The following is a 24,456-nucleotide window of genomic DNA, read 5'->3' as shown; positions in this document are numbered from 1 at the left end:
ATGAAAAAGCATTACTTTAAAATTGTATTTATGATTTTCGGAATTTATCTGACGTACAGCTATTTTGATAACAAAAAAAAAATTGCGAATTTAGATTACGGAATTAAAGCAAACGGTTTGAGAAGATCACTTAATGTTCCAATTATAGATGAATACATGACAGCTGAAAGCAAACACGATGAGTTTTTCGGAAATAGATGGGAATCTTGGAGGGAAAAACCAAATTCTGATGAAATACTTCATGCTTGGAAAGTTGTAACGCCATCAGAAAATGAACAATATATTTTACATAATGAATTGGATGCTTATCGAATGAAAATTGAAAATGGTATAATTTTACAACTGAATATTTTCAGTGAAATTTATAACGACTCAATTTTAACTCAAACTGGAAGAATTGTTTATCATACCGAACCAAGAAGAAACATAGAATTAAATGAAAAAGATTTAGATAGTGTTGTAAAAAGTTGGAATTTAAACTATCTGATTAAAGAATAACTAAAGCCAACACCTTATAAAAAAAATGCTGGTTTTAGCCTACTTACTAAAATCCCATCGAATTTTCTTTGTCAGTAATTATTTAGTAAATTTAGTACTTAAAAACAGCAACTAAGCTTGTATAAACACCTTGGAAAAAAAAACGAGCAGAAAATTAACATTAGGATAAAAAAAATTGAAAATTCTACATTATGAAAAAAATATTATTAATTCTAGTAATCTCCGTATTTACTCAATCGTGTGTTGAAAAAAAGAAAGAAAATAAAATCAAAACTAATATCGACTATTCTGGAGAATATATAGGAACTTTTACAGATATAAAAAATACGGGAGGAAAAATAGAATTGAGTCTTTTTCAATCACAAAATGGTCAAACTGGAGGAACAATAAGCATAAAAAAGAAAAATGAGCCTTTAATTACAGGAATTGTAAATATTAACGGAGATGAAAATGGATTTAATGGAAGTTTAATTCCTTCTGTTGTAAAATATCAAACGATACAGAAAGAAAATGAAGAGAATACAACACCTTTTGATTCTTATAGTTGTGGTTGGAGTTTGTTTGGAAAAATTAAAAATAAAGGAAAAATAACCATCATCGGAAAAGCAGTTCCTATGAATTGTTCTGAATCAAATATTATGGAATTTACTTTAGAAAAAAAATAACTATTGCTAACAAAACCATATAAATTAATTACTGGTTTTAACTTACTCTTCTTCAAGCTCAAGCCATGCTTACTAAAGTCTACTCAGACTTTCTATCTGCCATTTATTTGCTAACTTTAATACCTAAATACAGTAACTAATCTTATATAACAAAATTCAGTAAAAAATAATTATTTATAGAAATGGCAAAAAAAGGAAAGGCAAAAAACACGGCCAACAAAGCAAAACACACCAAGTTAATGAATCAAAAAATTAACAAAGTAAAGCTAGAAAAACAATTGCAAAAAATGCATTTGAAAGCAATTATTAAAAAGGCTAATGAATCTAAAGATACTAATCAAAATGAGAATTAATTTAGAAAGGATTTAGTTAAAAAAGCTTTATAAATTTGCACTTTTATTTTTTCTAATATGTACTTATGACTAATATTTCTGAATAAATTATAGTATTCAAATAAAAAATCCCAAGCTTTCACTTGGGATTTAGAATACATTAAAGTAACCTTTTTAATTATCTATAGAACCTAAAACACGTTTCATAAAAGCGTTTAAAGCTTCTTTTTTAGAGGTACCTTCTTTAATCATTTTATGCACTTCAATTGCGCCATACATATTAGAAATCAGCTCGCCAATAACATCTAGTTCTTCATCTTTTAAAGACGAAACTTCTGTTAAAGCCTCTAAAGTTTCTATAGTTTCTAACACATAATCTTGATCGTTTTCTTCGATAAAATTTGTTAAGTGTTTAATTACAGGTAATTTCATAGTAGCTTTTTTAAACTTCCTAGTAAGGAAGAATTTATTTTTAAATTACTTCGTTCACCAACTCTTTTAAAACATCAAACTTATTAGTTTGTGTTTGGTTTACAATTTTACCATCAACAAAAGTGGCAAAAGTTGGTAAATTACTAACATCTGCTAATTTTCTACTCTCAGGAAATTTCTCTGCATCTACAATTACAAATGATACTTCTTCATTTTCTGAAGCCAATTTTTTAAATTTCGGCTTCATAATTCTACAGTTTCCACACCATGTTGCAGAATATTGAACAACAACGGTTTTATTTTCTGCAACTATTTCTGTTAAATTGTCTTGACTTAATTCTTGTACCATTTCTTAAAGATTTAAAAGTTCAAAATTTAATATTCAAAGTTAAAACCCCAAAACTTGAGACTTCAAACTTTTTAATGAGTAGCTAAATAAGCTGCAGTTCCTTTTGCATTTGCTTGCATTGCCTCTTTACCTTCTTCCCAGTTTGCAGGACAAACTTCTCCATGAGATTGTAAATGTTCATACGCATCTACCAAACGTAAATATTCATTTACATTTCTACCAATTGGCATGTGGTTTATTCCTTCATGAAAAACCAATCCATCTTCATCAATTAAATATGTAGCTCTATACGTTACATTATCACCTTCTACCTGTACAGTTCCAGAAGCTTCATCATACGTTTCATTGGTAATATCTAAAATACCTAAAATTGATGATAAATTTCTGTTGCTATCTGCTAAAATTGGATATGTAACCCCCTCAATACCACCATTATCTTTTGCAGTACTTAACCACGCAAAATGTACTTCTGGAGTATCACAAGAAGCACCAATTACAATAGTATTTCTTTTTTCAAATTCTCCTAAAGCTGCTTGAAAAGCATGTAATTCAGTAGGACAAACAAAAGTAAAATCTTTAGGATACCAAAACAATAACACTTTCTTTTTATTATTTACAGCTTCTTCTAATACGTTAATTTTAAACGTATCGCCCATTTCATTCATTGCATCTACGTTTAAATCTGGAAATTTTTTACCAACTGCTGTTGCCATTTTTTTTATTTTTATGATTATTTATTATATCTTATTAACACCACAAAAATATTTTTTTAAGGGGTGATAAAAAACTATATCATCACTTTTTTTCTTATTTTAAAATAGATTTTATTGATGCAGAATAAATATCTTATAGATAAAAAATTAAAAAGCGTATTTTTACATGTGAACAAATTTTAATTCAGATTTCAAATCTTAGTTCTTAAACAAACTATAAGATTTAACGATACTTTTATAAAAAGTATAGATAAAAATTATTCGCATGCTTTTTGTAATTTTGACTCATCTAAAAATTTAAACAATATAAAAATGGAAAATACAAGCGAAAACATGAATCAATGCCCTTTTATGAGCGGAGATCAAAAAAAAACTGCGGGCAGAGGAACAAGTAATAGAGACTGGTGGCCTAATGAATTAAAATTAAATATACTTAGGCAAAATGCAACAAAATCGAACCCTATGGGTGAAGATTTTAAGTATACTGAAGCCTTTAATAGCGTAAATTTCACGGAACTAAAAAAAGATGTCATTGCGTTAATGACAGATTCTCAAGACTGGTGGCCAGCAGATTATGGCCATTACGGCGGATTTATGATTCGTATGGCATGGCATAGCGCAGGTACCTACAGAGTTGGAGATGGCCGTGGCGGTGCTGCTTCCGGAAATCAGCGTTTTGCACCATTAAATAGTTGGCCAGATAATGGAAACCTAGACAAAGCCCGTTTATTATTATGGCCTATTAAAAAGAAATATGGAAATAAAATTTCTTGGGCAGATTTAATGATTCTTGCAGGAAATTGCGCTTTAGAATCTATGGGGTTTAAAACCTTCGGTTTTGCTGGTGGACGAGAAGACGCCTGGGAACCGGAACAAGATGTTTATTGGGGAAGTGAAACAGGTTGGATGGACAATGAGGATAGATTTGACACCAATAAAGGAGATTTAGAAGGACATTTAGGCGCTTCTCATATGGGGTTAATTTATGTAAATCCAGAAGGACCAAATGGTACATCTGATCCATTAGGAACCGCAAAGCTTATCAGAGAAACTTTTGGTCGTATGGCCATGAATGATGAAGAAACTGTTGCTCTTACAGCAGGTGGTCACACTTTTGGAAAAGCTCATGGTGCAGCAGATCCTAATAAATATGTGGGCGCAGAACCTGCAGGAGCTCCCATGGAAGAAATGGGAAAAGGTTGGAAAAACTCTTACGGCACTGGTGTACTTGATGATACTATTACCAGTGGACTAGAAGGTGCGTGGACACCAAATCCGACACAGTGGGATCATGATTTCTTTGATGTCTTACTAAATTATGATTGGGAATTGGTAAAAAGTCCTGCAGGAGCAACTCAGTGGTCTCCAACTGCAGCATCAAATGCTAAAATGGCTCCGATGGCTGGAGACGCTTCTAAAAGACAAGTGTTAATAATGACAGATGCTGATATGGCTTTAAAAGTAGATCCAGGATTTTTAGAAATATCTAAACGTTTTCACAAAGATCATAAAGCTTTTGAAGATGCTTTTGCGCGCGCTTGGTTTAAATTAACGCATCGTGATATGGGGCCTGCCAATCGTTATTTAGGTCCAGAAGTACCCAAAGAAGAATTACTGTGGCAAGATCCAATTCCTTCTGTTTCTTATACATTAAGTGCTGCCGACATTTCTACCTTAAAAAAGATGATTTTAGAAACAGGTTTAAGCATTTCTCAATTAGTATCTACAGCATGGGCTTCTGCTTCAACATTTAGAGGTTCTGACAAACGCGGTGGCGCTAATGGCGGACGTTTACGCTTAGAACCTCAAAAAAACTGGGCAGTAAACAAGCCTAAAGAATTAAATAATGTTTTAAATGAATTCAACAGAATTCAAGAGAACTTTAATGGTACCGTTTCTATTGCAGATTTAATTGTTTTGGCTGGAAATGTAGGCATTGAACAAGCTGCAAAAAAAGCAGGACATATAATATCTGTTCCATTTACACAAGGAAGAGGAGATGCTTCGCAAAAACAAACAGATGTTGAGTCTTTTGGATATTTAGAACCCATTGCCGATGCTTTTAGAAATTACATGAATCCTAAACTAAATGTTGCTGCTGAAGATTTATTAATTGATAAAGCTAATTTATTAACGCTATCAATACCAGAAATGACTGTACTTGTTGGAGGTATGCGTGTTTTAGGGACTAATTATGATGGATCTAAAAATGGAGTTTTCACCAATAACGAAGGTAGTTTAACAAATGATTTCTTTACAAATGTTCTAGATTTATCAATTACTTGGAAAGCTACAAATTCTGAAGATAAAGAATTTATTGGACGCGATAGAAAAACTGGAGCAATGAAATTTTCTGGAACAAGAGCCGATTTAATTTTTGGTTCTAATTCTGAATTAAGAGCTGTTGCTGAAGTGTATGGCGCTAATGATGGTCAAGATAAATTTGTAAAAGATTTTGTTGCCGCTTGGACAAAAGTGATGAATTTAGATCGTTTTGATTTAGATTCGTAAATTTTTGATTGCCAAAATATATTGCATTCTTAAAAATGATACTGATTACTCAGTATCATTTTTTATGAACAAAAACTTTAAAATCAAGGCTCTTTTCTGAATCCTCTTAATAAAAAATCAGCATAATTAAAAAATTATCACAAGAAGAAAGAAAGCAACTTTTAGACGCTGTTATTTTAATACAGAAAATTCAATGGTAGAATCTGTAAAAACGGTATGAGTTTGTGTCGTAAAATCTTTTTCATCAGCTTTATAAATATTGTCTACATAGGTTTGCGGATTTAAATCTATTAAAGGAAACCAAGTACTTTGTACCTGAATTTGTACTTTATGTCCTTTTTTAAAGGTGTGAAAAACATCTTGTAATTTAATATTCACCATTGTTTTTTTATTCGGAACAAAAGGTTCTGGATGTTCAAAACTATTTCTAAAACGCCCACGTAAAACTTCGCTTCTTACCATTAAGTGATAATTACTCATTTTTAAATGGTTTTGTAATTTCTTATTATTTTCTTTTGTTTCCGAAGGATGAACATCAATAACCTTTACAATCCAATCTGCTGCAGAACCGGTTGTTGCCACTTTTAGTTTTGCCAAAATATCTCCGGCTAACGTATAATCTTCGGTTAAAACCTCCGTTTCAAAAACCAAAACATCTGGTCTTCTTGCCGCAAAACGTTGATCATCTGTCATATATTTACGTGGCGTAAAAACTGTTTTAATATCTTCTGAATATGGTACAGGGCGTTTTATATCACTAATAAATTTAGTTTCTTGAGTGCGCTTTCCGTTATGAGTCTTTTTTAATTCTTGATTTGAATTTAAAAAAAACGACTCTTTTACCATATTTTTTGGCGGCCAAACATCATAAGATTTCCATTCTTTTTTACCGGTATCAAAAACATAAGCTTCTGGCAAACCAGCGTTTTTATCTCCCTTTCCTTTTAAGAAATGATTAAAGAATTTTGTTTCAACATCCGATTGAAATTTTAAAGAAATAGAATCTCCAAAAAAATAATTTCCCACATAATTTTCTACCGTATTCTTAGACCATTTTCCATGATCCCAAGGACCAAAAACCAAGGTATTGTAATTGTCTTTTCCGTGCTTTTCAATAGCTTTATAAGTTTCTAATGGTCCGTATAAATCTTCGGCATCAAACTCACCAGCAACAATCATGGTTGCAACAGAAGAAGGAACTTTATCTAAGTGCTGAATGATTCCTTTACTTTTCCAAATAGAATCATAATTAGGATGTTCTACAATTTCTTTCCAGAAAAAATCATCAATTCTATCTTTATTCTCAGCCGTTTTTACATCTAATTTATCATACTGAAAATATTTATTTAAGTTTTTTAAAGGACCTTTATCTAAGAAAAATTGATATTGATCTTGAGAATCCATTTTAGGAAACGAATACCAAGCAGAATCTGTTGGTGTGTCTTTATAAGTTCCAAATAAAGAAATTGCTCTAAAATAACTTAGCATAAATGCACCATTATGATGAAAATCATCAAAGAAAAAATCGCCAATACAAGCTTGCGGAGAAGCCGCTTTTAAAGCAGGATGTGCATCAATAGTAGAAATAGTTGCATAATGCCCAGGATACGAGATTCCCCAAGTACCAACATTTCCGTTATTGTTTTCTACGTTTTTTATCAACCAATCAATGGTATCATAAGTATCAGAAACCTCATCTGATTGTTTTGCTGTTTTATTAGGCAGATAAGCACGCATATTATCATAAACACCTTCACTCATCCAACGGCCACGAACATCTTGATAGACCACAATATTGAGTTCTTTCATTAGATGAACATTCGGACCAATTTTGGTTTTCATTTTTCCTTCTCCATAAGGCGCAGAACTATAAGGGGTTCTTTGCATTAAAATAGGATATTTTTTACTAGTATCTTTTGGAGAATAAATGGTTGTATGGAGTTTTGTACCGTCTCTCATGACAATATTTACTTCTTTCTTCGTGTAGTTGTCTGTTACAAACAAATCTTTTTTATCTATGATATTTTCTGTTTTTTTTGAGTTACAGTTGATAAAAAAAGTAAATGCAAATACGACAAAAAGGAATCTTAAAAATGGGTTTTTCATGAAAGTTTTATCCTGAATATGAAACGTAAATTTACAAAACTTCCTTAGAACTGTTCTGTTCTGAAAATAATAAATCTGCAAGTAATTTTATATGAGTAATAAGAGTTTTTTTTTTGAAAAACCTGTGTTTGAAATCAGTTATAAAAAAAACCACGAACCTATCTGCAGACAAGTTCGTGGTACTATTTTTAATAGCTATTTTCTATTTTTTTAATTCAATATTTATTTAATTAGTATTGTTTGAGATACTTTTTTGTTGCTTTTGTCTGATAACACGATAAAATAAGCTCCTTTGGTAAGTTTAGAAACATCAAGTTTAACCTCAGTAGTTTTAACATCAATATTTCGTTCTAAAACTTTTTTACCATTTACGTTAAACAATTGAACCAACTTTAATTGAGTATTACTTACCTTAATATTAAAAAAATCATTTGTTGGATTTGGATATATTGAAATGTCATTTACCCAAGCCGCATTGCTTAAAGATAGACTAGAGGTTTTGTAAAAATCTATTTCCACAATGGTATTCCAATTACTTCCAGATGGTTGTCCGTAACCAATAATTTTTACATATTTTGCTCCGGTAGCTACATCTGGTAAAATAAAACTCTTGTATGTTCCATCAGAATTACTAGTTAGTTTACCTGTAGTTGGAAAAGCATTTTGGAAATCTTCCGTTGCAACTCCTGTTGTAGAAACCCAAATTTCTAATTCATACGTTTTACCATTTGTAGTTGCATAATCTATTAGTTTTAAATCAAAAGCACCGCCTAAATCGTAAATAATTTCACCGCCAACTCCGTTTCCAGACCATTGGGTATCTAGCTTTTTATCCAAGCTATTAACAGCAACATTATTTTTAGAACTTGTTATTTCTTCATGAAAAACATAATTAACGCTTACATTGTCATTTTCAGACTGATCATTAATAAGTGTTAAATCTGTTTTTGGGTCTTTCGCTTTTTGCGTAACATTTAAAATTCTTGTTAAATCTCCACCTACAATAGTTACTATACCTGTACGTTCTGTATACACTGTATTTTGGGTAACAGTAATATTAAAAGCGCCATTATTAGATCCAGCTTCCGGAGAAACGGAAATCCAATCGCTATCATCAGTAACAGACCAATCTACATTTGCCGTTATGGTAACTTCTTGCGTTTGCTCTGTAGCCTCAAATTCTGAAATAGAAGAAACGTATAAAGACTCTGAAGTTTCATCTACTTCGTAAGCATTCGGGCCAACATCTGCAGGTTTTAAATAAGAATATCGTACGGATTCTGTGCTAAAATGATCTGCCCCAGGATTGCTTGTTGTAGGTCTATCTTGCCCTTCAATATCTTTTGCAATTACTTCTGTAGTTACTGCATTCTGGTAATTTGGCGTTGTTTCTGTTGTTCTCCAAATATTTTCTACACTATCATATTCTAAATTAGGGTTTTCATTTACAACCATAGAACTTGTAAAAGAAGTACTTGTTGCCCCCGAAATTGTGGTTGCACTTGCTGTTGGCTGAAATAAATTATTTAGCCAAGTAATATTGTTTCCTTGGTCATTATCGTCAATAATTGCTACTAAGGCATTTTCTGAACCCGTTATTAAATTATTTGCAATAGTAATGTCTTTTAAATCTTTGTCATATTTGTCATTATTACTATAACCAATTTCTATTCCGTGGCTATTATCTACCAAAGTATTGTAAGCTATTAATACGTTGTTGGCTCTAAAGTGAGAAGAAAGGCTAGAGCTTGTTTCCGTTACGTCTCCTAAGGTAAGTGTAATTGGCGCATCCCATTTTGTACCATTTAATCCTTGCATATAATTGTTAATAATTACATGATCTTTTCCATAAATTCTTATTCCGCCTGTATATAATGTTGCATTATCTGGTGAAGTACCAATTGCTTTATCACCACCAAAAAAGTAGTTTCCTTCTACCCTATTTCTGTCTCCATGACGTAAAGACAGGGTTCCGTAACTTTTTAAGAACGTATTATGTCTTACAATATTATCACTAGATTTTACAGATACAATTTCCGGATCTCCATCACAATCTTCAAATAAATTAAATTCAACGGTTGTATAACCGCTAGATTTAGACATTTCGCTCCAACCAACTCTAATTGATTCTTGTTCATTTACTGCTCTAGGGCTGTTGTTTTTAAAATAATTATGATCTATTCTATCATATTGAGATTGATAAGCAATATCTGTATCTTCATCTGTATTACCATCTACAGTTATATAATGTCCTGGTCTAGATTTGTTTTGAAAAATATTATGATCTATTCTATTGTGATGACTTGGCCATGTAAATGGGTAACTTGTATCATCCCAATAACCACCAATATATACCCATTTTGCAGTGCTATCTTCATCTGTTTGTAAATTAAAAACGTTTCTAGAAATTCTAATATTATTAGAACCTTCTAGTTTTATGATACTGCTTTTGTCTTCTCCATCAAAAATAAAGCCTTCTAAAGTGATATAAGAAGATTTTCTAAACACAAAACTTGCGCCGCCTGTTAACGTAACTCCGCCAACTGTTTCTGCTCTTACAATAATAGGGTTTTCTTCTGTTGCCATATTCTCAAAAGTAGCGCTAAAATCATCGTAGGTTCCATTAGCAACAATAAAAGTACCGCCATTTGTGGCCGCATTTACATCATCTCTTAAAGTAGAATCGCTTGTATACATTTGAGACATTAAAGTAAATGAACTTAACAAAAACAAGATGAAAACATATTTTGAATTTGCTGGATAGAATACGTAATTTTTTTTCATAATTTCTCTATTTATTTTTGGTTTACCAGATTGGTTTACCAAATATAGTAAAAAAATGAATACTTAACTTATTTTCAGATGATTAAAAAAGAGTACTTTTTTTTGATAGATTATAAATACTTTTACGGTGGATAAAAAACAACGATGAAAAAAGTATTATTATTTATATTGGTAAGTATTATTGCGTGTCAATCGAAAAAAGTAGAAAGTAACGAAATTGTTTTGAAAAAAGTTCAGCAAGAAAAAACGTTTCCCAAGTTAGAAAAAGACAGGTATAATGTTGCTTTTTTAATTATGGATGGAACTTTTAACACCGAACTAACCGCTCCGTTTGATATTTTTCAACACACCATTTTTAGAGAAAACATAAAAGCAATGAATGTTTTTACCGTTGCAAATACAGACAAACCCATTACTACTTTTGAAGGAATGAGAATTCTTCCAGATTTTAATTATCTAAAAGATTCGTTACCAAAAATAGATATTTTAGTAGTTCCTTCTGCAGAACATCATTTAGATACCGATTTAGAAGATACAGCAATGATAAATTTTGTAAAAAGAGTTGATACAGATGCTCTTTATATTACTTCTCATTGCGATGGTGCTTTTGTATTGGCAAAAGCAGGTTTGTTAAAAGATAAAGTTTCTACAACGTTTCCTTCGGATATTGATAAAATGAGAGCAACCTTTCCTAATTTAGATATTAGAAAAGAAGTTTTATTTGTACATGATGGAAAATATATTACTTCTGCTGGTGGTGCAAAATCTTTTGAAGCTGCCTTGTATTTATGTGAGTTTTTATACGGTAAAGAAGTAGCAAAATCTTTAGCAGGTGGTTTGGTTATTGATTGGAATGTAGATAAGGTGCCGCATTTAATTGTAGAGTAATTAATTTGTCTGCTGGAACAAAGTGTGTTTTTTTTAGACAATTGTCATTTTTATAAAAGAGAGAAATTGCATAAGATTTGGTTAGCGTTGCCGTATCACTGTTATGGGATTTCTCCAAATGTAGAAATGACAAGTTTGAGTTTTATTTGCAGAATGGGTAAAATCTTTTGATGAAAGAAATTATAGTATTAACAGATAGAGACTTTTTAATCCGCAGGTGTAAATTATGATGATTACGATATAGATGGCGATTTGCCTTTTAACAACCCTTTTAATGAGGATGATTAATCTTTTTTTGGATTTTGGCTAAAGCCAATAATTTACTTTTTAATATAACAATATGCGAAAGTTTATTGCTATTGATTCGGTTTAAAATAAAAATTCTACATTAATATCTCGCAATACATCAATTGCCTATGTATTTATCCATAGGGTATTAGAAAGGATAAAAAAAAGGGCTTTAGCCAAAATATTTATTTAGAAGATACGTATTTCGCTTACGGTTTTAAAAAAGCTAGCAAAAAATCTTAGCCCTGATTGAAACGGCATCCTTTTTTCTGTCAGTTCGAGTGAATTTGCTTTTTTGCAAATTTGTATCGAGAACAGAAGAAAAAAGATATAGTGGAAAGCAGGATATAGCTTCAAATTACACTAAAACTAGACATTCTTAAAATAAGTGTTTTTTCTATTAAAATTCTTGTATTTTTGCAAACTATGCAAGAACCTAAAAGACATCAATTAACAGACTGGTTACCAACTACAAACAAAGAAGTAAAAATTCGTGGTTGGGAAGAATTAGACGTTATTTTATTTAGCGGAGACGCCTATGTAGATCATCCGTCATTTGGCCCTGCGGTAATTGGCCGAATTTTAGAAAGTTATGGTTTGCGAGTGGCCATTGTGCCGCAGCCAAGTGTAACTGATAATTTGCAAGATTTTGAAAAATTAGGAAAGCCTCGTTTATTTTTTGGCGTTACTGGGGGTTGTATGGATCCAATGGTTTCTAATTACACCGCTAGCAAGCGAAGAAGAGACAAAGATGCGTATACACCAAATGGTGATAAAGGGTTTAGACCCGATTATGCAACTTCTGTTTATTCCAAAATTTTAAAAGAGAAGTTTCCTGATATTCCTGTTTTAATTGGTGGAATTGAAGCTTCTTTAAGACGTGTAACTCATTATGATTACTGGTCTGATAAATTATTGCCAGGTATTTTAGAAACCTCTAAAGCAGATATGTTAGTGTATGGAATGGGAGAACAACCATTGCGTGAAATTGTAGAATTGTTGCAAAAAGGTGTACCGTTTTCTAGTTTAAAAAACATTAAACAAACGGCTGTTTTTATCAATCAAAAGGAAGAAAAATTACCTGTTGTTAATGGCTGGGAAGATGTAACAATTAATTCTCATGAGGCTTGTTTAAAGGATAAAAAGACATTTGCTTCTAACTTTAAAGTGATTGAGCAAGAATCTAATAAATTAAAAGCAAGAAGAATTTTACAAGGAGTTGGAGAAAAAACGATGGTGATAAACCCTCCTTACCCAACAATGACTGAAAAAGAAATTGATGGTTCTTTTGATTTGCCTTTTACGCGTTTACCGCACCCTAAATATGACAAACGTGGACCAATACCTGCGTTTGAAATGATTAAATTCTCCATCAATATTCACAGAGGATGTTTTGGTGGATGTAGTTTTTGTACCATTTCTGCACATCAAGGAAAGTTTATTGCCAGTAGAAGTCAGGAATCTGTTTTAAAGGAAATAGATAAAGTGGCAAATATGCCAGATTTTAAAGGCTATTTATCTGATATTGGTGGGCCTTCTGCAAACATGTATCAGATGAAAGGAAAAGTGCAATCTATTTGCGATAAATGTGTTGCACCTAGTTGTATTTCGCCAGTAATTTGTTCTAATTTAGATACTTCTCACAAACCTTTAACGGAGTTATATCAAGCTGTTGATAAACACCCAAAGATTAAAAAATCTTTTATTGGGAGCGGTATTAGACATGATATGTTGGTGCCAGAATTTAATAAAAATGCAGATCCAAAAGAATTGGATGCATACACAGAAGAAGTAATGACAAAACACGTTTCTGGACGCTTAAAAGTTGCGCCAGAACATACTTCTGACCCTGTTTTAAAGTTGATGCGTAAACCGTCTTTTAAATATTTTCACATGTTTAAAGAACGTTTTGATAAAATAAACATCAAGAAGAAATTAAATTTACAATTGATTCCTTATTTTATATCTAGTCACCCTGCAAGTGAGGTAGAAGATATGGCAAACTTAGCTGCAGAAACCAAAGATATGGGATTTCAGTTAGAGCAAGTACAAGGGTTTACCCCCACACCAATGACGGTTGCAACAGTTATTTATTACTCAGGATACCATCCTTATACTTTAAAACCAACAAAAACACCTAAAACAAAAAAGGAACGAGAAGACCAACATAAATTTTTCTTTTGGTATAAAAAGGAAAATAAAGAATGGATTAAAAACACACTTAACAAAGTTGGTAGGCCAGATTTATTGAGAAAATTATTACCAGAGAATAATTCTTGGAAAAAAAACAAAAACGCAAAAGAGGTAAAGAATACTTTTGATGATGCGGTTCCGGTTCCTTTTAATAGACGTAAGAAAAAAGCAAGTAGAGCTACTTCTAGTAAAAAAAGAAGGAGATAATATTTTTAATTGAAAATTATGGTTTTCGATGAAATTATTATTCTATAAAAACAGGAATCCAAATACAGATTTTTGATTTTTAACCAGAAAAATAAAACTAGTAAAATACACTATGGTTCTGACCTGAATATCATTAATTTCAACAATTTATTTATTTTAGAAGAATTCTGTAAATAAAAATAGCTTTCTAGAAAATTTGAAATCATAAAAAAAAAGCTCATTTTTGCCAAAATAGTTAAGTTTAAATAATTGATAATGAAAAAAAAAGTATTTGTATCGGGTTGTTTTGATATGTTGCATAGCGGACATATTGCATTTTTTAAAGAAGCGTCTTCTTATGGAGATTTATATGTAGGTATTGGTTCAGATAAAACAGTTTCTGACTTAAAGGGACGTGAAACTATAAATTCTGAACAAGAAAGAATTTATATGATCAATGCAATCAAATATGTGAAAAATGCTTTTGTAAATTCGGGTTCTGGCATGTTAGATTTTAAAGAAGATCTAATAGAATTAAAACCAGATTATTTTATTGTAAATGAAGATGGTTTTTCTCCTGCAAAAGAAGAATTATGTGATGAATTAAATATTGAGTTAAAAAACTTAAAAAGAATTCCTGATGCGGGACTTCCAGAAAGATCTACAACTTCTTTAAGAACTGGAGGTAATTGTTCTTTGCCTTACAGAATAGATCTTGGAGGTACTTGGATAGATCAACCTTATGTTTCTAAATTTCATCCAGGTTGGGCAATTACTCTTTCTTTAGAGCCTATTATTGAGTATAATGAACGCTGTGGAATGTCTACTTCTACTAGAAATGCTGCAAAAAAAATATGGCCCCATTATTTGCCTTTAGATAAACCAGAAAAATTAGCAGAAATACTATTCAAGTTTGAAAACACACCTGGTGCTACCATGGTTTCTGGTGCTCAAGATGCCATAGGTATTTGTATGCCAGGTCTTGTTAGACATTATTATAGTGATGGTTATTGGCCTACAAAATTTGAATCTGTACATGATGAATCTGTATTGGGTTGGTTAGAAGATCATATTCAAATGGTACTTTTATGGCCTAGAGAACAAGGTTTAGATTTATTAGGAGAAACTTATATTAATGAAGAAAATGTAAAATCTTTAGCGAATGCTTCTGAAGAAGTTTGGGAAGCAATTCAAAATAAAGATTTAGCTAAGTTTTCTGAAGGATTTTTGAAATCATTTAATGCTCAGGTAAAAATGTTTCCTGCAATGGTAAATGATAGAATTCTTAAAGAAATAGAAAAGTATAAAACAAAAGCACTTGCATGGAAATTAGCAGGAGCTGGAGGAGCAGGATATTTAATCTTGGTTTCTGATAAACCTATTGATGGAGCGATGAAGATAAAAGTGAGAAGAAAAGAAGCTTTATAAATTTCATAAAAAATAAATTAGAAAATTCCATTGCTACTTTTGTATAAAAGTAAGAATGGAGTTTTTTTTGTCTGATATAATTCAATGCATATTAATCTTTCTTTTTAGTTCGATGTTTCCCTCTAGGACCATCTCCTTTATAAAGTACAAGTTCTGAATGTAACAACTGTGCTGCCTCTGCAGAACTCTTTACTTTAGTGGCACTGCGTTCTATCATTTCAGCTTCAAATGCAGTGAACACACTTTTCCGCATTCCATTTTTTCTCCATGGAGTTAAAGGTTTACATTCTTTTGATATTTCTCTAGCTAAAGACAAAGCATCTAACAATGCTTGATTTGCACCTTGCCCTTTAAACGGACTCATAGGATGTGCTGCATCTCCAATTAGTGTAACTTTACTTTCTTTCTCTAATAATGCAGGTTTTAGTAATTCCCGATCATATACAGGATATCCAGAAATTTGAGTTTCGTTTGTAGCAGCTACAATCTGAGGAATAGGATTGTGCCATTGCGTTCTTTTACAAGCTTCTTCCTTAAGATATGTTGGTCCTTGAGTATTCAATTCTTTGGCTTCTTTTTCTGTTATTGGAAAACTAAGCTGCCACATAATGGTATCTAAATCAAAAGGCATCATATAAATACGTTCATGACCATTAGCGGTTTGAAATACTGTGGCAGAATCTAATAAAGGACTATCTATATCTTTTAAATTTTTTAGAGGACAAATTCCCAAAATTACAATGCAACCTAAATAGCGCAAAGGAGAAATATTCTCACCAATTAATAATTCTCTTACCGTACTTCTAATTCCATCTGCGCCAACTATAAGATCTGTTTTTTCTTGTATGATTTTGCCTTTCACCCGAAAAGCCAACTCCATTTTTCCTTCTTTAGATTCTTTAAAATTCAATAATTGATGCCCCCATTTTATGGAGTCGTGATTTTGAAGTTGCTCAAGCAACGCTAAACGAAGAGACTGTCTTGCAATGTGAATATTTGTGCGCTTTGGAGGCGCTTTTGAAGCCGATCTTCCCCATTTTCTAACTCCCCATTCGCCAATAATCTTTCCTTCGCTAGTATGAACTACATGTTTTGTTGAAGTAACTCCTTTTTCTAATGAAAGTATTCCCAATCCTGACATCGCTTTACTTCCTTGTTGCAACGTGAGTCCGTAACCTTGAGATCTAGCATCAAAACTCTCATCTCTCTCATAAAGTGTAAAAGGAATTCCACGATGTAGACATGCAACAGCTAAGGCAACTCCGCCAATTCCTCCACCAATTATGGCAATATGCGGATAATTTTCTGTATCTGATAAAACTTCTGTATCAGAATAAACCAAGCCGGAACCTTTACAAGTAGAACAAGTTTGTAATTGACTTTTGGGTCGAATAGGTGTTTTTCCGACGCCCTTAGAGTTTTTGAATTCTTCTAAAGTAATTTTATACTGAAGCCTTTCTTTTTTAGAAATTCTTTTACTGTTTTTGCCTATTCCTTTGCATTTTTTACAAATTCCCCAATAAACCTCCTTATCTTTCACTTGGCTACATTTTAATCAGTTTTTGAGTTTCTTCAATAAACAACAAACTATTTCTTCACAGCTATCATCATATGCGGACTAAAAGGCAACAAATATTCGTCATTTTGAGTTAGAGTTTGCAAAGCCTTTAAGGTTTTTGATTTTTTCTTATGAATCATATTTGCAAAATAATCGTTATCTAACCATATCATTCCTTCCACAGCAAATAGATTTATAAATGTAAGGTTTTGTTCTAAAAACTCAGCTTTCAATCCTTCTGGTTTGTGGTAAAAAGCATCTGCTAATAGAAAAGGAAAATCTTTTGGCGCATCATGAATACCTGTTGTGAGCTCTTCTTTACACATCTCAAAAAATGAGTTTGCATGTATCATTCCATTCATTAAACCAACTACAGTAGAAGCTGTTGCGTTAATTGCGAAACCTAAAATAATTCCGTCTTTTTTCAACACTCGCTTGGCTTCAATAATAGCCGCAACCCTATCTTCTCTTTTCTGAAGATGGTATAAAGGTCCGTGTAAAACTACCAAATCTGCAACATTATCTTTAAAAGGTAATTTTCTAGCTTCGCCGATTGCTACAGAAAAAGGTTTCTTTAATTTTTTGGCTCTTTTTTCTGCTAATTTAATATGTTTTAAAACAGGCTCTACTAAATGAACTGTATGATTGTTTTTTGCCAACCATTCAGAATATTTTCCTGTTCCGCCACCAACGTCAATTATGGTAGTATTTGGTTTGGTAATATGCAGTTGTATGAGCTCTTTAATACGTTCAAATTCAAAAATTCCCATTCCTTTTTCTAGCCTGGTTTCTTCTGAAGCTTTGTTGTAAAAGTTGTCTAATTCTTTACTAATAAGTGTTTTCTTTTTCACCTTAAATATTTAAAGGATAAAAGTACTTAAAATATAGTGAAATAGATTCCCGCTTAGGCAGGAATGATAAATTTGTATGTTATTCTTTTAGATGTTTATTAAAAAAAGCAATGGTTCTTTCCCAAGATAAATCTGCAGATTCTTTATCGAACCTTGGCGTAGTATTGTTATGAAAACCATGGTTTACATTCGCATAAAAATGGGCTTCATGTTCTATATTGTTTTCTTTCAAAACTTTTTCAAAATCTGGCCATCCTTCATTTACCCTTTTGTCTAAACTTGCGTATTGTAATAATAATGGAGCTTTAATTTTAATAGCATCCTCCTTTTCTGGTTGTCTTCCATAATACGGAACAGCGGCTCCTAAATCTGGTAATTTTACAGCCAACATATTAGAAATCCATCCACCAAAACAGAAACCAACAACCCCTACTTTTCCGTTGCAATCTTTATGAGATTTTAAATAATTATAACCAGCAATAAAATCTTCTAACATTTCATTTCTGTCTCTTTTCTTTTGCATTGCTCTTCCTTCATCATCATTTCCAGGATATCCGCCTAAAGGCGTAAGTGCATCTGGAGCCAAGCTTACAAATCCTTCTAGAGCTGCTCTTCTACCAACATCTTCAATGTATGGATTTAACCCACGGTTTTCATGAACAACCAAAATACCTGGTAACTTTTCTTTAGCATCTATTGAAATAGAAAACAATCCATTCATTTTTTTGCCACCATTAGGAGAATCATAATCAATCATTTCTGATTTTAGCCTAGGATCATTGGGTTGAACCATTATAGTATCTACATAATTTGGTGAAATAAAACTTAATAAAGCGGGTAATGTTATGGCGCCAACTGCATACAAAGAAAGTCTTTGTAGAAATTCTTTCCTATCCATTTTGTTGTGTGCGTAATCATCATACAAATCAAAAACTTCTTGACTAATATCTTCTTTTTTAAGTGCTTTCATTTTTTTTAAATTTAGAATATACTATTATTTCAACTAAGATATAAAAAAAATAAATTGCATTAAAGCAAATTACAAACTTTACAGTCTGCTTTTTCTTGAATTTCACCAACTAAATGTCCTTCATTATTTATTACAAATCCACAACAATCCATAAAACCTTGTGCAATTAATTTTCTTGCTCTCTGAATTTGTGATTTGGTAGTTGGTAAACTTTGGTGCAGTTGGGTAGCAACTTCTTGCTGTTTTAATCCTTTTATATCTGCCAGAAACAATGGGTCTCTATATTTTTTTGGTAAGCTTTTTAAAATACCACGCAGGCAATCTTGTTCTGTGTGTATGTTTTCTTCGAGAGTTGTTTCCGCTTCAAAATTAGCAATCTCAAAAGTCTGATTTGTAGATTTCCAGTAATCCAAAATAGAATTTCTAGCCACAGTAAAACACCAAGATTTTAATTTTGTTACATCTTTTAAGGTATGTAGTTTTGTGTGAATTTTAATAAAAGTATTCTGCAAAATATCATCAGCAATAGTAACATTTTTTACTTTGCTTATAATAAATCGTTTTAAATCTTCTGAATAGGAAGTCCAAACTTCTTTTGTGTTCATCATAATTTTTTTTAAAACTAACGATCATTAAGCTAATGCCCTACAACATATTGCTAGTTTTATTTTGATTAAAGACTCAATAAACAAAAATTCTATTTTTGTTAGGTTGCTAGCTTTCACAGAGAATCAGTTTCAATATAAAGCCAATGGTATTCTTGTTCATTAAACTAAACTTGTTTCAGTTCTTATCATAAGATACTCAAACAAGTTCAGTAAAACAAATTATGAGCAGCTACAAGAAGCACATGTACAGTTTTCACAAGTACAATTTTTACAATCTCCGCTTGAACATCCTGCACAATTACAAGTGCAATCAACATTTTTATTTTTCATAATAGTATCTATTTTAAGATTCATATAATAGACTCAGAAATTACAAAAAAGATGCAAAATTGTTTAGTTTTTTTTTGAAAGTAGACTTTAATGTAGGCAATGCGTACATATAAAATCTTTGGATTTTAAAAGAATCTCTTAAAAAAATTAGTTAACCAAATCTAAACTAAAACTTCAGTTTTCCTTAAGAACTTCTCTTTTTATCCATATAATTATCCTATCTATGAAAATCTTAATTCTTATCTATAATAGTACCAGACCCCACAGTTTTACTATCTATTTTTGTTGGTTTTCCTTTGTAAAAAACACTTCCAGAACCTACAACTTTTGCTTTGATTTTAGTTGAAACCGTAGTTTTTATATTTCCAGAACCCGCAATAGTTGCTTTTAGTTCATCCGTATTTAATTCATAAGCACTTATACTACCAGAACCCGCTAAAGCACAATTAAATTTATTGCTGTTCCCTTTTAAACGAATGTTTCCAGAACCACTCATAGATGCCTTTGTTGTAGCAGCATCTATATTTAACGTAATATTGCCAGAACCTCCTAAACTTACTTTAAAATCACTACTCTTAATAAATTCTTTACTAGAAATATTGCCAGAACCTCCCAAGGCAACACTTTCTAAATTATTAAAAGCAACCGTAATTGTGAGCTTTTTAGTTGTTCTAATGTTGATGTTTTTTTTATAATTAATTTTTAATATATTATCTTCTACCACAGATTCTATATATGGAATAATATTTTCTTCTCCTTCAATAGTAATTTTTCCTTCTTCACCTTTAACAAGAAGTACATCAAAAGAACCTCCAACACTTATTCCATTGTACTCTTTTGTTGATTTAATTACGGTAACAACCTTTCCGTTTCCCTTTATTTTTTCACTTTTTCCCCACCAACTTTGAGCATTTATTGCAAAAGTTAAGGATAAAATAATGCCTGTTAAAATTATTTTTTTATTCATAATTAATACTTTTGATTGGTTAATTTTAGTTGTTTTCACTAATACTTACACTTCCGTATTCAGATTTTATTTTGATATTCCCTTCAGCATTTCCTTTGCCAAATTTACCTTCATAATATTTTTTGGTAGCCTTAGATAAACTTTTATAAAACGCTATTTTTTCATCATTTCTGTTAAAACCAGCATATTGTAAATCTACTTGAAAATTAAATACTGCACCTGTGGCAACACCAATTTTTATACCTGCATATTGCCCTGTAATTTCTACATTTTCAAAACCCTTTGCTAAATTTTTTACTAAAATGTTTCCATAATCTGTGCGAATACTAATATTCTTTTTTACAGTGCCAAAACGCATATTTACATAATCTGAACTCCCTTTAATAGTATTGGCATTGTTTATTATTAAACTTCCATAATCACTATTAAAATCAATAGTATCTATTTTATCAAATTTTAAAGTAGAATAATCTGCCTTTACACGTACTTTATCAGCAGCATCAATATTAATTTTAGAATAATCAATATTTAAATCGCCACTTTTCATATAACCAATAGAAGATGCAGAGCAGTAATCTAAGGAAATTGAATTATTCTCTGCTAGTAATTCACCAACAATAATTTTACCATAATCACATTTAACATCCGCTTTTCCAGACAAATTATCTAAGTAAATACTGCCATAATCATTGTCTAATTCTACAGAATTAGTTTTTGGCATTTTTACAACATAATTAATTTTATAATTAATGTTTTTACTTTTTTTCCACCAAGACCAGTTACTTCCTTTGTCTTCAAATATAGTTGTAGCTTCTACAAAAGAAGCGTTTGCATTAAAATTTACTCTAATATTAGAAAGTTTATCTTCCACAGCATCTAAATCATCACCATTTACAGTAATAGTTATTTCCATTGCTATCTTATTTTTATCCCAAGTAGTAATGTGTAAATTGCCATATCTATTGTTTAAAGATACCTTTGCATCTGCATTTACATGAAACTCTTTTTTAATAATCAGATTTTTTTCGTGCTTCTTTTCACTCTTGTTAGCAAACGCCACAAATGGTAAAAAGAAGATGACTAATAAGATTTTATATATAGATTTCATTGTCTAAAAGTTTAGGTTCTTTAATTTTTTCTATCAATTGTAAGGTGTTTTCTAAAACATCTAAACGTCTTTGATAATTCTTTATCATGGCACTAATAATTCTTTTCTGATTGCCATTTTTGTTTAAATCTTTCACAAAAACTTGATAATTATCTTCCAATTCTTCCAATTCTTCTAATGCATGTTCAATAATATTTTCTGTATCTAAATTTCTGTTTTTTTCTAAGGTTTTTATTTCTTGATAAATAGTTGAAACAAAATAGCTTTGTACTTCTTCCATTTTTGGTGAAATATCTGCCAAATCTAATTGTCTTTTTTGATGATTGCTACCCAACCAAAAACCAAAAATTAATACAACAGATGCAGCTACAGATAGCCATTTCCATGAAATGTTATTTTGTTTTTGTGTTTGATTTAACCTGCGCTCAAAACGCTTTATATGTCCGGCGTTTGGAGTCTGAAAATCAAAATCATTTTCAGAAAAAAATTGATGTAATTTATCTTCCATATTGCTGTGTTTTTGTTGTGTTATCTAACAACATTTGTCTTAATTTTTTCTTCGCCCTAGAAACTGTAGTTCTTACATTTTCATTACTATAATTAAGAATTTGTGCTATTTCTTCATAATCGAAACCTTCTATTAGATGCAAGTTTAGTACCAATCTATAATTTTCTTTTAAACTTTGTAAAGTTTGCAATACTTCACTAGCTTTTAATCCTGAATAATCTATAGGTTCTTCCTCAATATCAGTACTCGGAATAATATCCATTTTTACTTCTTGATAACGGTTGTTTTTCTTTAATTGAGTTAAACTTTTATTAATTACAATTCTTTTTAACCAAGCACCAAAAGTAACTTCACCTTTATAAGAATTTATTTTTGTAAAAACCGTTAAAAAAGCTTCTTGCATAATATCTTCTGCTTCAAATTCGTCTTTTAAAATGCGGAAAGAAACATTGTACATGGCATTATAATATGCCTTATAAATTTCTAACTGGGCGTTTTTATCCGACTTTTTGCAGCGTTCTAAAAGGTTGGTTATATGTGGTTGATTAGCTTCCAATAAAACGTTTCTATTCTAGAGACAAAATGTTTTTAAAACTGTGACACTTTGCAAGAATAAAAATAGGTTTTTTTACAGGAAATAATAATTGTGAAGACACTTTTATAAAAGTGCTAAAAAATTTAAACCTGTCAATTCTTAAAAAATGACAGGTCTAAAGTATAATTTATTACGTGTTGCAAGGTAAAAAAGTGAGAATCACTTATGCCATTACTGCAGCTTTCTTTGATTTTCTGTATAAAAAAGAATTAAAAATATTTCTTTTTCCGAAGTTATTCATAGACTTCGCATTTACAAATTTTCCAAAAAGAATTCTGTTTACGCCAAAATACTCGTAGGTATTTCCGTCTGTAAAAGTAACTTCTAACAACATACTTTTATGATGCCAATCTGCTACTTGAAACTCTGTAATTGTTCTTTTATAAGCTTCTAAATTAGCTTCTTTTGTTTCTGGAGCAATACTTATTAAAAAGTGATTTCCGTCAATAATTTGAGTACTTATAATTTCTGCTTCCTCTTTTTTAGCTTCATCTTGAAATTTATCTGGATGCCATTCTTTTACTAAACTTCTATAGGTAGATTTTAATTCCTTTAAATCAATCTTACCTTCTATTTTAAATAGTTTCTTATATTCTTTAATTCGCTTCATTTCTAAATTTTCAAATTGCGTGCAAAAGTACTGATATTAAATGGATTGTGTTGCACTAATTCAGTATTAAATTATTAACCGAATTTTAAAGCCTATTTTTTAATTGGTTAATTTACTGCTTTGCTATTGTTTTCTACGTATTTACCAATCAAAAACTTAAGATAGCGGAAATTGCAGAAACACAAAAAAACAAACTTAATAAGAAGTGATTTTTCTACGACGTATAGAGTCTTTTTGAGCGTTTGTCCAATTATAGTTTCCCTCTAAAACACCTTTTGTTTCCCAATCTCCATATATTGGGTTTGGCAAAACAATGTATTTCTCACCAAAAGAAGTACGTAAACTATCTGTATTTTTATTTCTTTGAACTGTAGTACTATTTTCGAATATGGTTGAAAAATCAGATAAATTATCACCAAGAAGTAATACAATTTCATGTGTTTTTTTTACAACACTTCTTCTACTACCTTTTTCGCTACTGTTTGTTTTTAAAAGTACATGTGTTTCATCTGCAAACGGAAAACCTTTTAGTTTTAAGTTTTCAATAGTTTCTGTTGTTTGTTCTGCAGATCTGTTAGAAATATAAAATACAGTTACATTTTTACTTTTGGCATACTTAAAAAAAGCAAGAGCTCCTGGTATTGCTGCTGCTTTTATTTCTTTAACCCATTCTGCCCACCTTGCTGAAGTGTAATTTTCATCTAATTCAATTTGTTTACCAGAATAAGGACTATTATCTAAAAGAGTTTCATCGATATCTGTTACAATAGCAATGGGTTTATCAGACTGATTATTTGCAAGAATTTCATCTAATCGAAGTTTCGCTAAATTGTATGCCTGATACGTTAACGCTTTGTATTCTGCAGCATTTTGTACCCATAATAAAGACTGTATCGTATGTTCTTTAATAACGTGAGTTCGAGCTAATCAATCGCAATACTCGGTAACATATTGGGTATTTTTATAGAAGGTTTTTTA

General features: G+C 31.1%; 22 protein-coding genes. 7 read left to right on the top strand and 15 right to left on the bottom strand.

The annotated features are described in order from the left end of the window. From ACSHW5_RS11615 to ACSHW5_RS11605, 3 genes are all read left to right on the top strand, one after another. A complete protein-coding gene (locus ACSHW5_RS11615) occupies window positions 1-498 on the top strand; it encodes a hypothetical protein (protein ID WP_435676302.1) in 498 nt (165 codons plus the stop codon). 191 nt (window positions 499-689) lie between these two features. Further along, window positions 690-1,163 carry a hypothetical protein gene (locus tag ACSHW5_RS11610; RefSeq protein ID WP_435676301.1) on the top strand — a complete coding sequence of 158 codons (474 nt, stop codon included), beginning with the start codon at window positions 690-692 and terminating at the stop codon, window positions 1,161-1,163. A gap of 182 nt (window positions 1,164-1,345) precedes the next feature. Then, window positions 1,346-1,516: a hypothetical protein gene (locus ACSHW5_RS11605; protein WP_435676300.1), complete on the top strand. Its 171-nt coding sequence runs from the start codon at window positions 1,346-1,348 to the stop codon at window positions 1,514-1,516. A 153-nt stretch (window positions 1,517-1,669) separates the two neighbouring features. On the opposite strand, the gene ACSHW5_RS11600 is transcribed toward ACSHW5_RS11605, so the two are convergent. The 3 genes from ACSHW5_RS11600 to ACSHW5_RS11590 form a co-directional block, all read right to left on the bottom strand. Further along, window positions 1,670-1,927: a DUF6952 family protein gene (locus tag ACSHW5_RS11600; RefSeq protein WP_435676299.1), complete on the bottom strand. Its 258-nt coding sequence runs from the start codon at window positions 1,925-1,927 to the stop codon at window positions 1,670-1,672. A 40-nt stretch (window positions 1,928-1,967) separates the two neighbouring features. Then, window positions 1,968-2,276 (bottom strand): thioredoxin family protein, encoded by a 309-nt coding sequence (locus ACSHW5_RS11595; protein WP_435676298.1) that lies wholly within the window; start codon window positions 2,274-2,276, stop codon window positions 1,968-1,970. Window positions 2,277-2,347: 71 nt separating this feature from the next. Then, window positions 2,348-2,989 carry a peroxiredoxin gene (locus tag ACSHW5_RS11590; protein WP_435676297.1) on the bottom strand — a complete coding sequence of 214 codons (642 nt, stop codon included), beginning with the start codon at window positions 2,987-2,989 and terminating at the stop codon, window positions 2,348-2,350. A 312-nt stretch (window positions 2,990-3,301) separates the two neighbouring features. Here ACSHW5_RS11590 and katG point away from each other — a divergent pair, with 312 nt between their 5' ends. Next, the gene (gene katG, locus ACSHW5_RS11585) at window positions 3,302-5,500 is read left to right on the top strand and encodes a catalase/peroxidase HPI (RefSeq protein ID WP_435676296.1); all 2,199 of its coding nucleotides are present in this window, start codon (window positions 3,302-3,304) and stop codon (window positions 5,498-5,500) included. A gap of 171 nt (window positions 5,501-5,671) precedes the next feature. Here katG and ACSHW5_RS11580 read toward each other — a convergent pair whose 3' ends face one another. Then, window positions 5,672-7,606 (bottom strand): CocE/NonD family hydrolase, encoded by a 1,935-nt coding sequence (locus ACSHW5_RS11580; protein ID WP_435676295.1) that lies wholly within the window; start codon window positions 7,604-7,606, stop codon window positions 5,672-5,674. Between the two features lie 222 nt (window positions 7,607-7,828). Continuing rightward, window positions 7,829-10,390 carry a chondroitinase-B domain-containing protein gene (locus ACSHW5_RS11575; RefSeq protein ID WP_435676294.1) on the bottom strand — a complete coding sequence of 854 codons (2,562 nt, stop codon included), beginning with the start codon at window positions 10,388-10,390 and terminating at the stop codon, window positions 7,829-7,831. A gap of 144 nt (window positions 10,391-10,534) precedes the next feature. On the opposite strand from ACSHW5_RS11575, the gene ACSHW5_RS11570 reads away from it, so the two are divergent. The 3 genes from ACSHW5_RS11570 (at window position 10,535) to ACSHW5_RS11560 (ending at window position 15,373) form a co-directional block, all read left to right on the top strand. After that, window positions 10,535-11,278 carry a DJ-1/PfpI family protein gene (locus ACSHW5_RS11570; protein WP_435676293.1) on the top strand — a complete coding sequence of 248 codons (744 nt, stop codon included), beginning with the start codon at window positions 10,535-10,537 and terminating at the stop codon, window positions 11,276-11,278. Window positions 11,279-11,992: 714 nt separating this feature from the next. After that, the gene (locus tag ACSHW5_RS11565; protein ID WP_435676292.1) at window positions 11,993-13,966 is read left to right on the top strand and encodes a YgiQ family radical SAM protein; all 1,974 of its coding nucleotides are present in this window, start codon (window positions 11,993-11,995) and stop codon (window positions 13,964-13,966) included. 255 nt (window positions 13,967-14,221) lie between these two features. Next, on the top strand, window positions 14,222-15,373 hold the full coding sequence (locus tag ACSHW5_RS11560; RefSeq protein WP_435676291.1) for an adenylyltransferase/cytidyltransferase family protein: 1,152 nt from the start codon (window positions 14,222-14,224) through the stop codon (window positions 15,371-15,373). Between the two features lie 91 nt (window positions 15,374-15,464). Here the strand turns inward: ACSHW5_RS11560 and ACSHW5_RS11555 are convergent, their stop codons facing one another. The 10 genes from ACSHW5_RS11555 to ACSHW5_RS11510 all read right to left on the bottom strand — a co-directional run bounded on the left by ACSHW5_RS11555 (window position 15,465) and on the right by ACSHW5_RS11510 (window position 24,372). Further along, window positions 15,465-16,913 (bottom strand): FAD-dependent oxidoreductase, encoded by a 1,449-nt coding sequence (locus ACSHW5_RS11555; RefSeq protein WP_435676290.1) that lies wholly within the window; start codon window positions 16,911-16,913, stop codon window positions 15,465-15,467. A 47-nt stretch (window positions 16,914-16,960) separates the two neighbouring features. Then, complete coding sequence (locus ACSHW5_RS11550; RefSeq protein WP_435676289.1) at window positions 16,961-17,782, bottom strand: class I SAM-dependent methyltransferase; 822 nt, start codon at window positions 17,780-17,782, stop codon at window positions 16,961-16,963. 79 nt (window positions 17,783-17,861) lie between these two features. Beyond that, window positions 17,862-18,752, bottom strand: a complete 891-nt coding sequence (locus tag ACSHW5_RS11545; RefSeq protein WP_435676288.1) for a dienelactone hydrolase family protein — start codon at window positions 18,750-18,752, stop codon at window positions 17,862-17,864. A gap of 59 nt (window positions 18,753-18,811) precedes the next feature. Then, window positions 18,812-19,357, bottom strand: a complete 546-nt coding sequence (locus tag ACSHW5_RS11540; RefSeq protein WP_435676287.1) for a sigma-70 family RNA polymerase sigma factor — start codon at window positions 19,355-19,357, stop codon at window positions 18,812-18,814. Between the two features lie 565 nt (window positions 19,358-19,922). Beyond that, window positions 19,923-20,657, bottom strand: coding sequence for a head GIN domain-containing protein (locus ACSHW5_RS11535; protein ID WP_435676286.1), 735 nt, complete (start codon window positions 20,655-20,657; stop codon window positions 19,923-19,925). 25 nt (window positions 20,658-20,682) lie between these two features. After that, entirely contained in the window at window positions 20,683-21,765 is a 1,083-nt protein-coding gene (locus tag ACSHW5_RS11530) for a hypothetical protein (protein ID WP_435676285.1), read from the bottom strand. After that, window positions 21,749-22,273 carry a hypothetical protein gene (locus tag ACSHW5_RS11525; protein ID WP_435676284.1) on the bottom strand — a complete coding sequence of 175 codons (525 nt, stop codon included), beginning with the start codon at window positions 22,271-22,273 and terminating at the stop codon, window positions 21,749-21,751. The genes ACSHW5_RS11530 and ACSHW5_RS11525 overlap by 17 nt, the downstream gene beginning before the upstream one ends. Then, window positions 22,263-22,829, bottom strand: coding sequence for an RNA polymerase sigma factor (locus tag ACSHW5_RS11520; protein ID WP_435676283.1), 567 nt, complete (start codon window positions 22,827-22,829; stop codon window positions 22,263-22,265). The genes ACSHW5_RS11525 and ACSHW5_RS11520 overlap by 11 nt, the downstream gene beginning before the upstream one ends. 202 nt (window positions 22,830-23,031) lie before the next feature. Then, complete coding sequence (locus ACSHW5_RS11515; RefSeq protein ID WP_435676282.1) at window positions 23,032-23,478, bottom strand: KTSC domain-containing protein; 447 nt, start codon at window positions 23,476-23,478, stop codon at window positions 23,032-23,034. A gap of 195 nt (window positions 23,479-23,673) precedes the next feature. Further along, window positions 23,674-24,372, bottom strand: coding sequence for a 5'-nucleotidase, lipoprotein e(P4) family (locus tag ACSHW5_RS11510; RefSeq protein ID WP_435676336.1), 699 nt, complete (start codon window positions 24,370-24,372; stop codon window positions 23,674-23,676). Window positions 24,373-24,456: the final 84 nt, after the last annotated feature.

Origin of the sequence: Polaribacter sp., from assembly GCF_051251875.1 — a bacterium.
Taxonomy (GTDB): Bacteria; Bacteroidota; Bacteroidia; order Flavobacteriales; family Flavobacteriaceae; genus Polaribacter.
This window is presented reverse-complemented; position numbering and strand designations above follow the sequence as displayed.

Bases quoted from the DNA above. Each gene is read 5' to 3' on its own strand.
- ACSHW5_RS11560 (WP_435676291.1), top strand. From the start codon at position 14,222: ATGAAAAAAAAAGTATTTGTATCGGGTTGTTTTGATATGTTGCATAGC.
- ACSHW5_RS11540 (WP_435676287.1), bottom strand. From the start codon at position 19,357: ATGAACACAAAAGAAGTTTGGACTTCCTATTCAGAAGATTTAAAACGA.
- ACSHW5_RS11530 (WP_435676285.1), bottom strand. From the start codon at position 21,765: ATGAAATCTATATATAAAATCTTATTAGTCATCTTCTTTTTACCATTT.
- ACSHW5_RS11610 (WP_435676301.1), top strand. From the start codon at position 690: ATGAAAAAAATATTATTAATTCTAGTAATCTCCGTATTTACTCAATCG.
- ACSHW5_RS11565 (WP_435676292.1), top strand. From the start codon at position 11,993: ATGCAAGAACCTAAAAGACATCAATTAACAGACTGGTTACCAACTACA.
- ACSHW5_RS11575 (WP_435676294.1), bottom strand. From the start codon at position 10,390: ATGAAAAAAAATTACGTATTCTATCCAGCAAATTCAAAATATGTTTTC.
- ACSHW5_RS11590 (WP_435676297.1), bottom strand. From the start codon at position 2,989: ATGGCAACAGCAGTTGGTAAAAAATTTCCAGATTTAAACGTAGATGCA.
- ACSHW5_RS11600 (WP_435676299.1), bottom strand. From the start codon at position 1,927: ATGAAATTACCTGTAATTAAACACTTAACAAATTTTATCGAAGAAAAC.
- ACSHW5_RS11535 (WP_435676286.1), bottom strand. From the start codon at position 20,657: ATGAATAAAAAAATAATTTTAACAGGCATTATTTTATCCTTAACTTTT.
- ACSHW5_RS11515 (WP_435676282.1), bottom strand. From the start codon at position 23,478: ATGAAGCGAATTAAAGAATATAAGAAACTATTTAAAATAGAAGGTAAG.
- ACSHW5_RS11545 (WP_435676288.1), bottom strand. From the start codon at position 18,752: ATGAAAGCACTTAAAAAAGAAGATATTAGTCAAGAAGTTTTTGATTTG.
- ACSHW5_RS11580 (WP_435676295.1), bottom strand. From the start codon at position 7,606: ATGAAAAACCCATTTTTAAGATTCCTTTTTGTCGTATTTGCATTTACT.
- ACSHW5_RS11615 (WP_435676302.1), top strand. From the start codon at position 1: ATGAAAAAGCATTACTTTAAAATTGTATTTATGATTTTCGGAATTTAT.
- ACSHW5_RS11605 (WP_435676300.1), top strand. From the start codon at position 1,346: ATGGCAAAAAAAGGAAAGGCAAAAAACACGGCCAACAAAGCAAAACAC.
- katG (WP_435676296.1), top strand. From the start codon at position 3,302: ATGGAAAATACAAGCGAAAACATGAATCAATGCCCTTTTATGAGCGGA.
- ACSHW5_RS11525 (WP_435676284.1), bottom strand. From the start codon at position 22,273: ATGGAAGATAAATTACATCAATTTTTTTCTGAAAATGATTTTGATTTT.
- ACSHW5_RS11595 (WP_435676298.1), bottom strand. From the start codon at position 2,276: ATGGTACAAGAATTAAGTCAAGACAATTTAACAGAAATAGTTGCAGAA.
- ACSHW5_RS11570 (WP_435676293.1), top strand. From the start codon at position 10,535: ATGAAAAAAGTATTATTATTTATATTGGTAAGTATTATTGCGTGTCAA.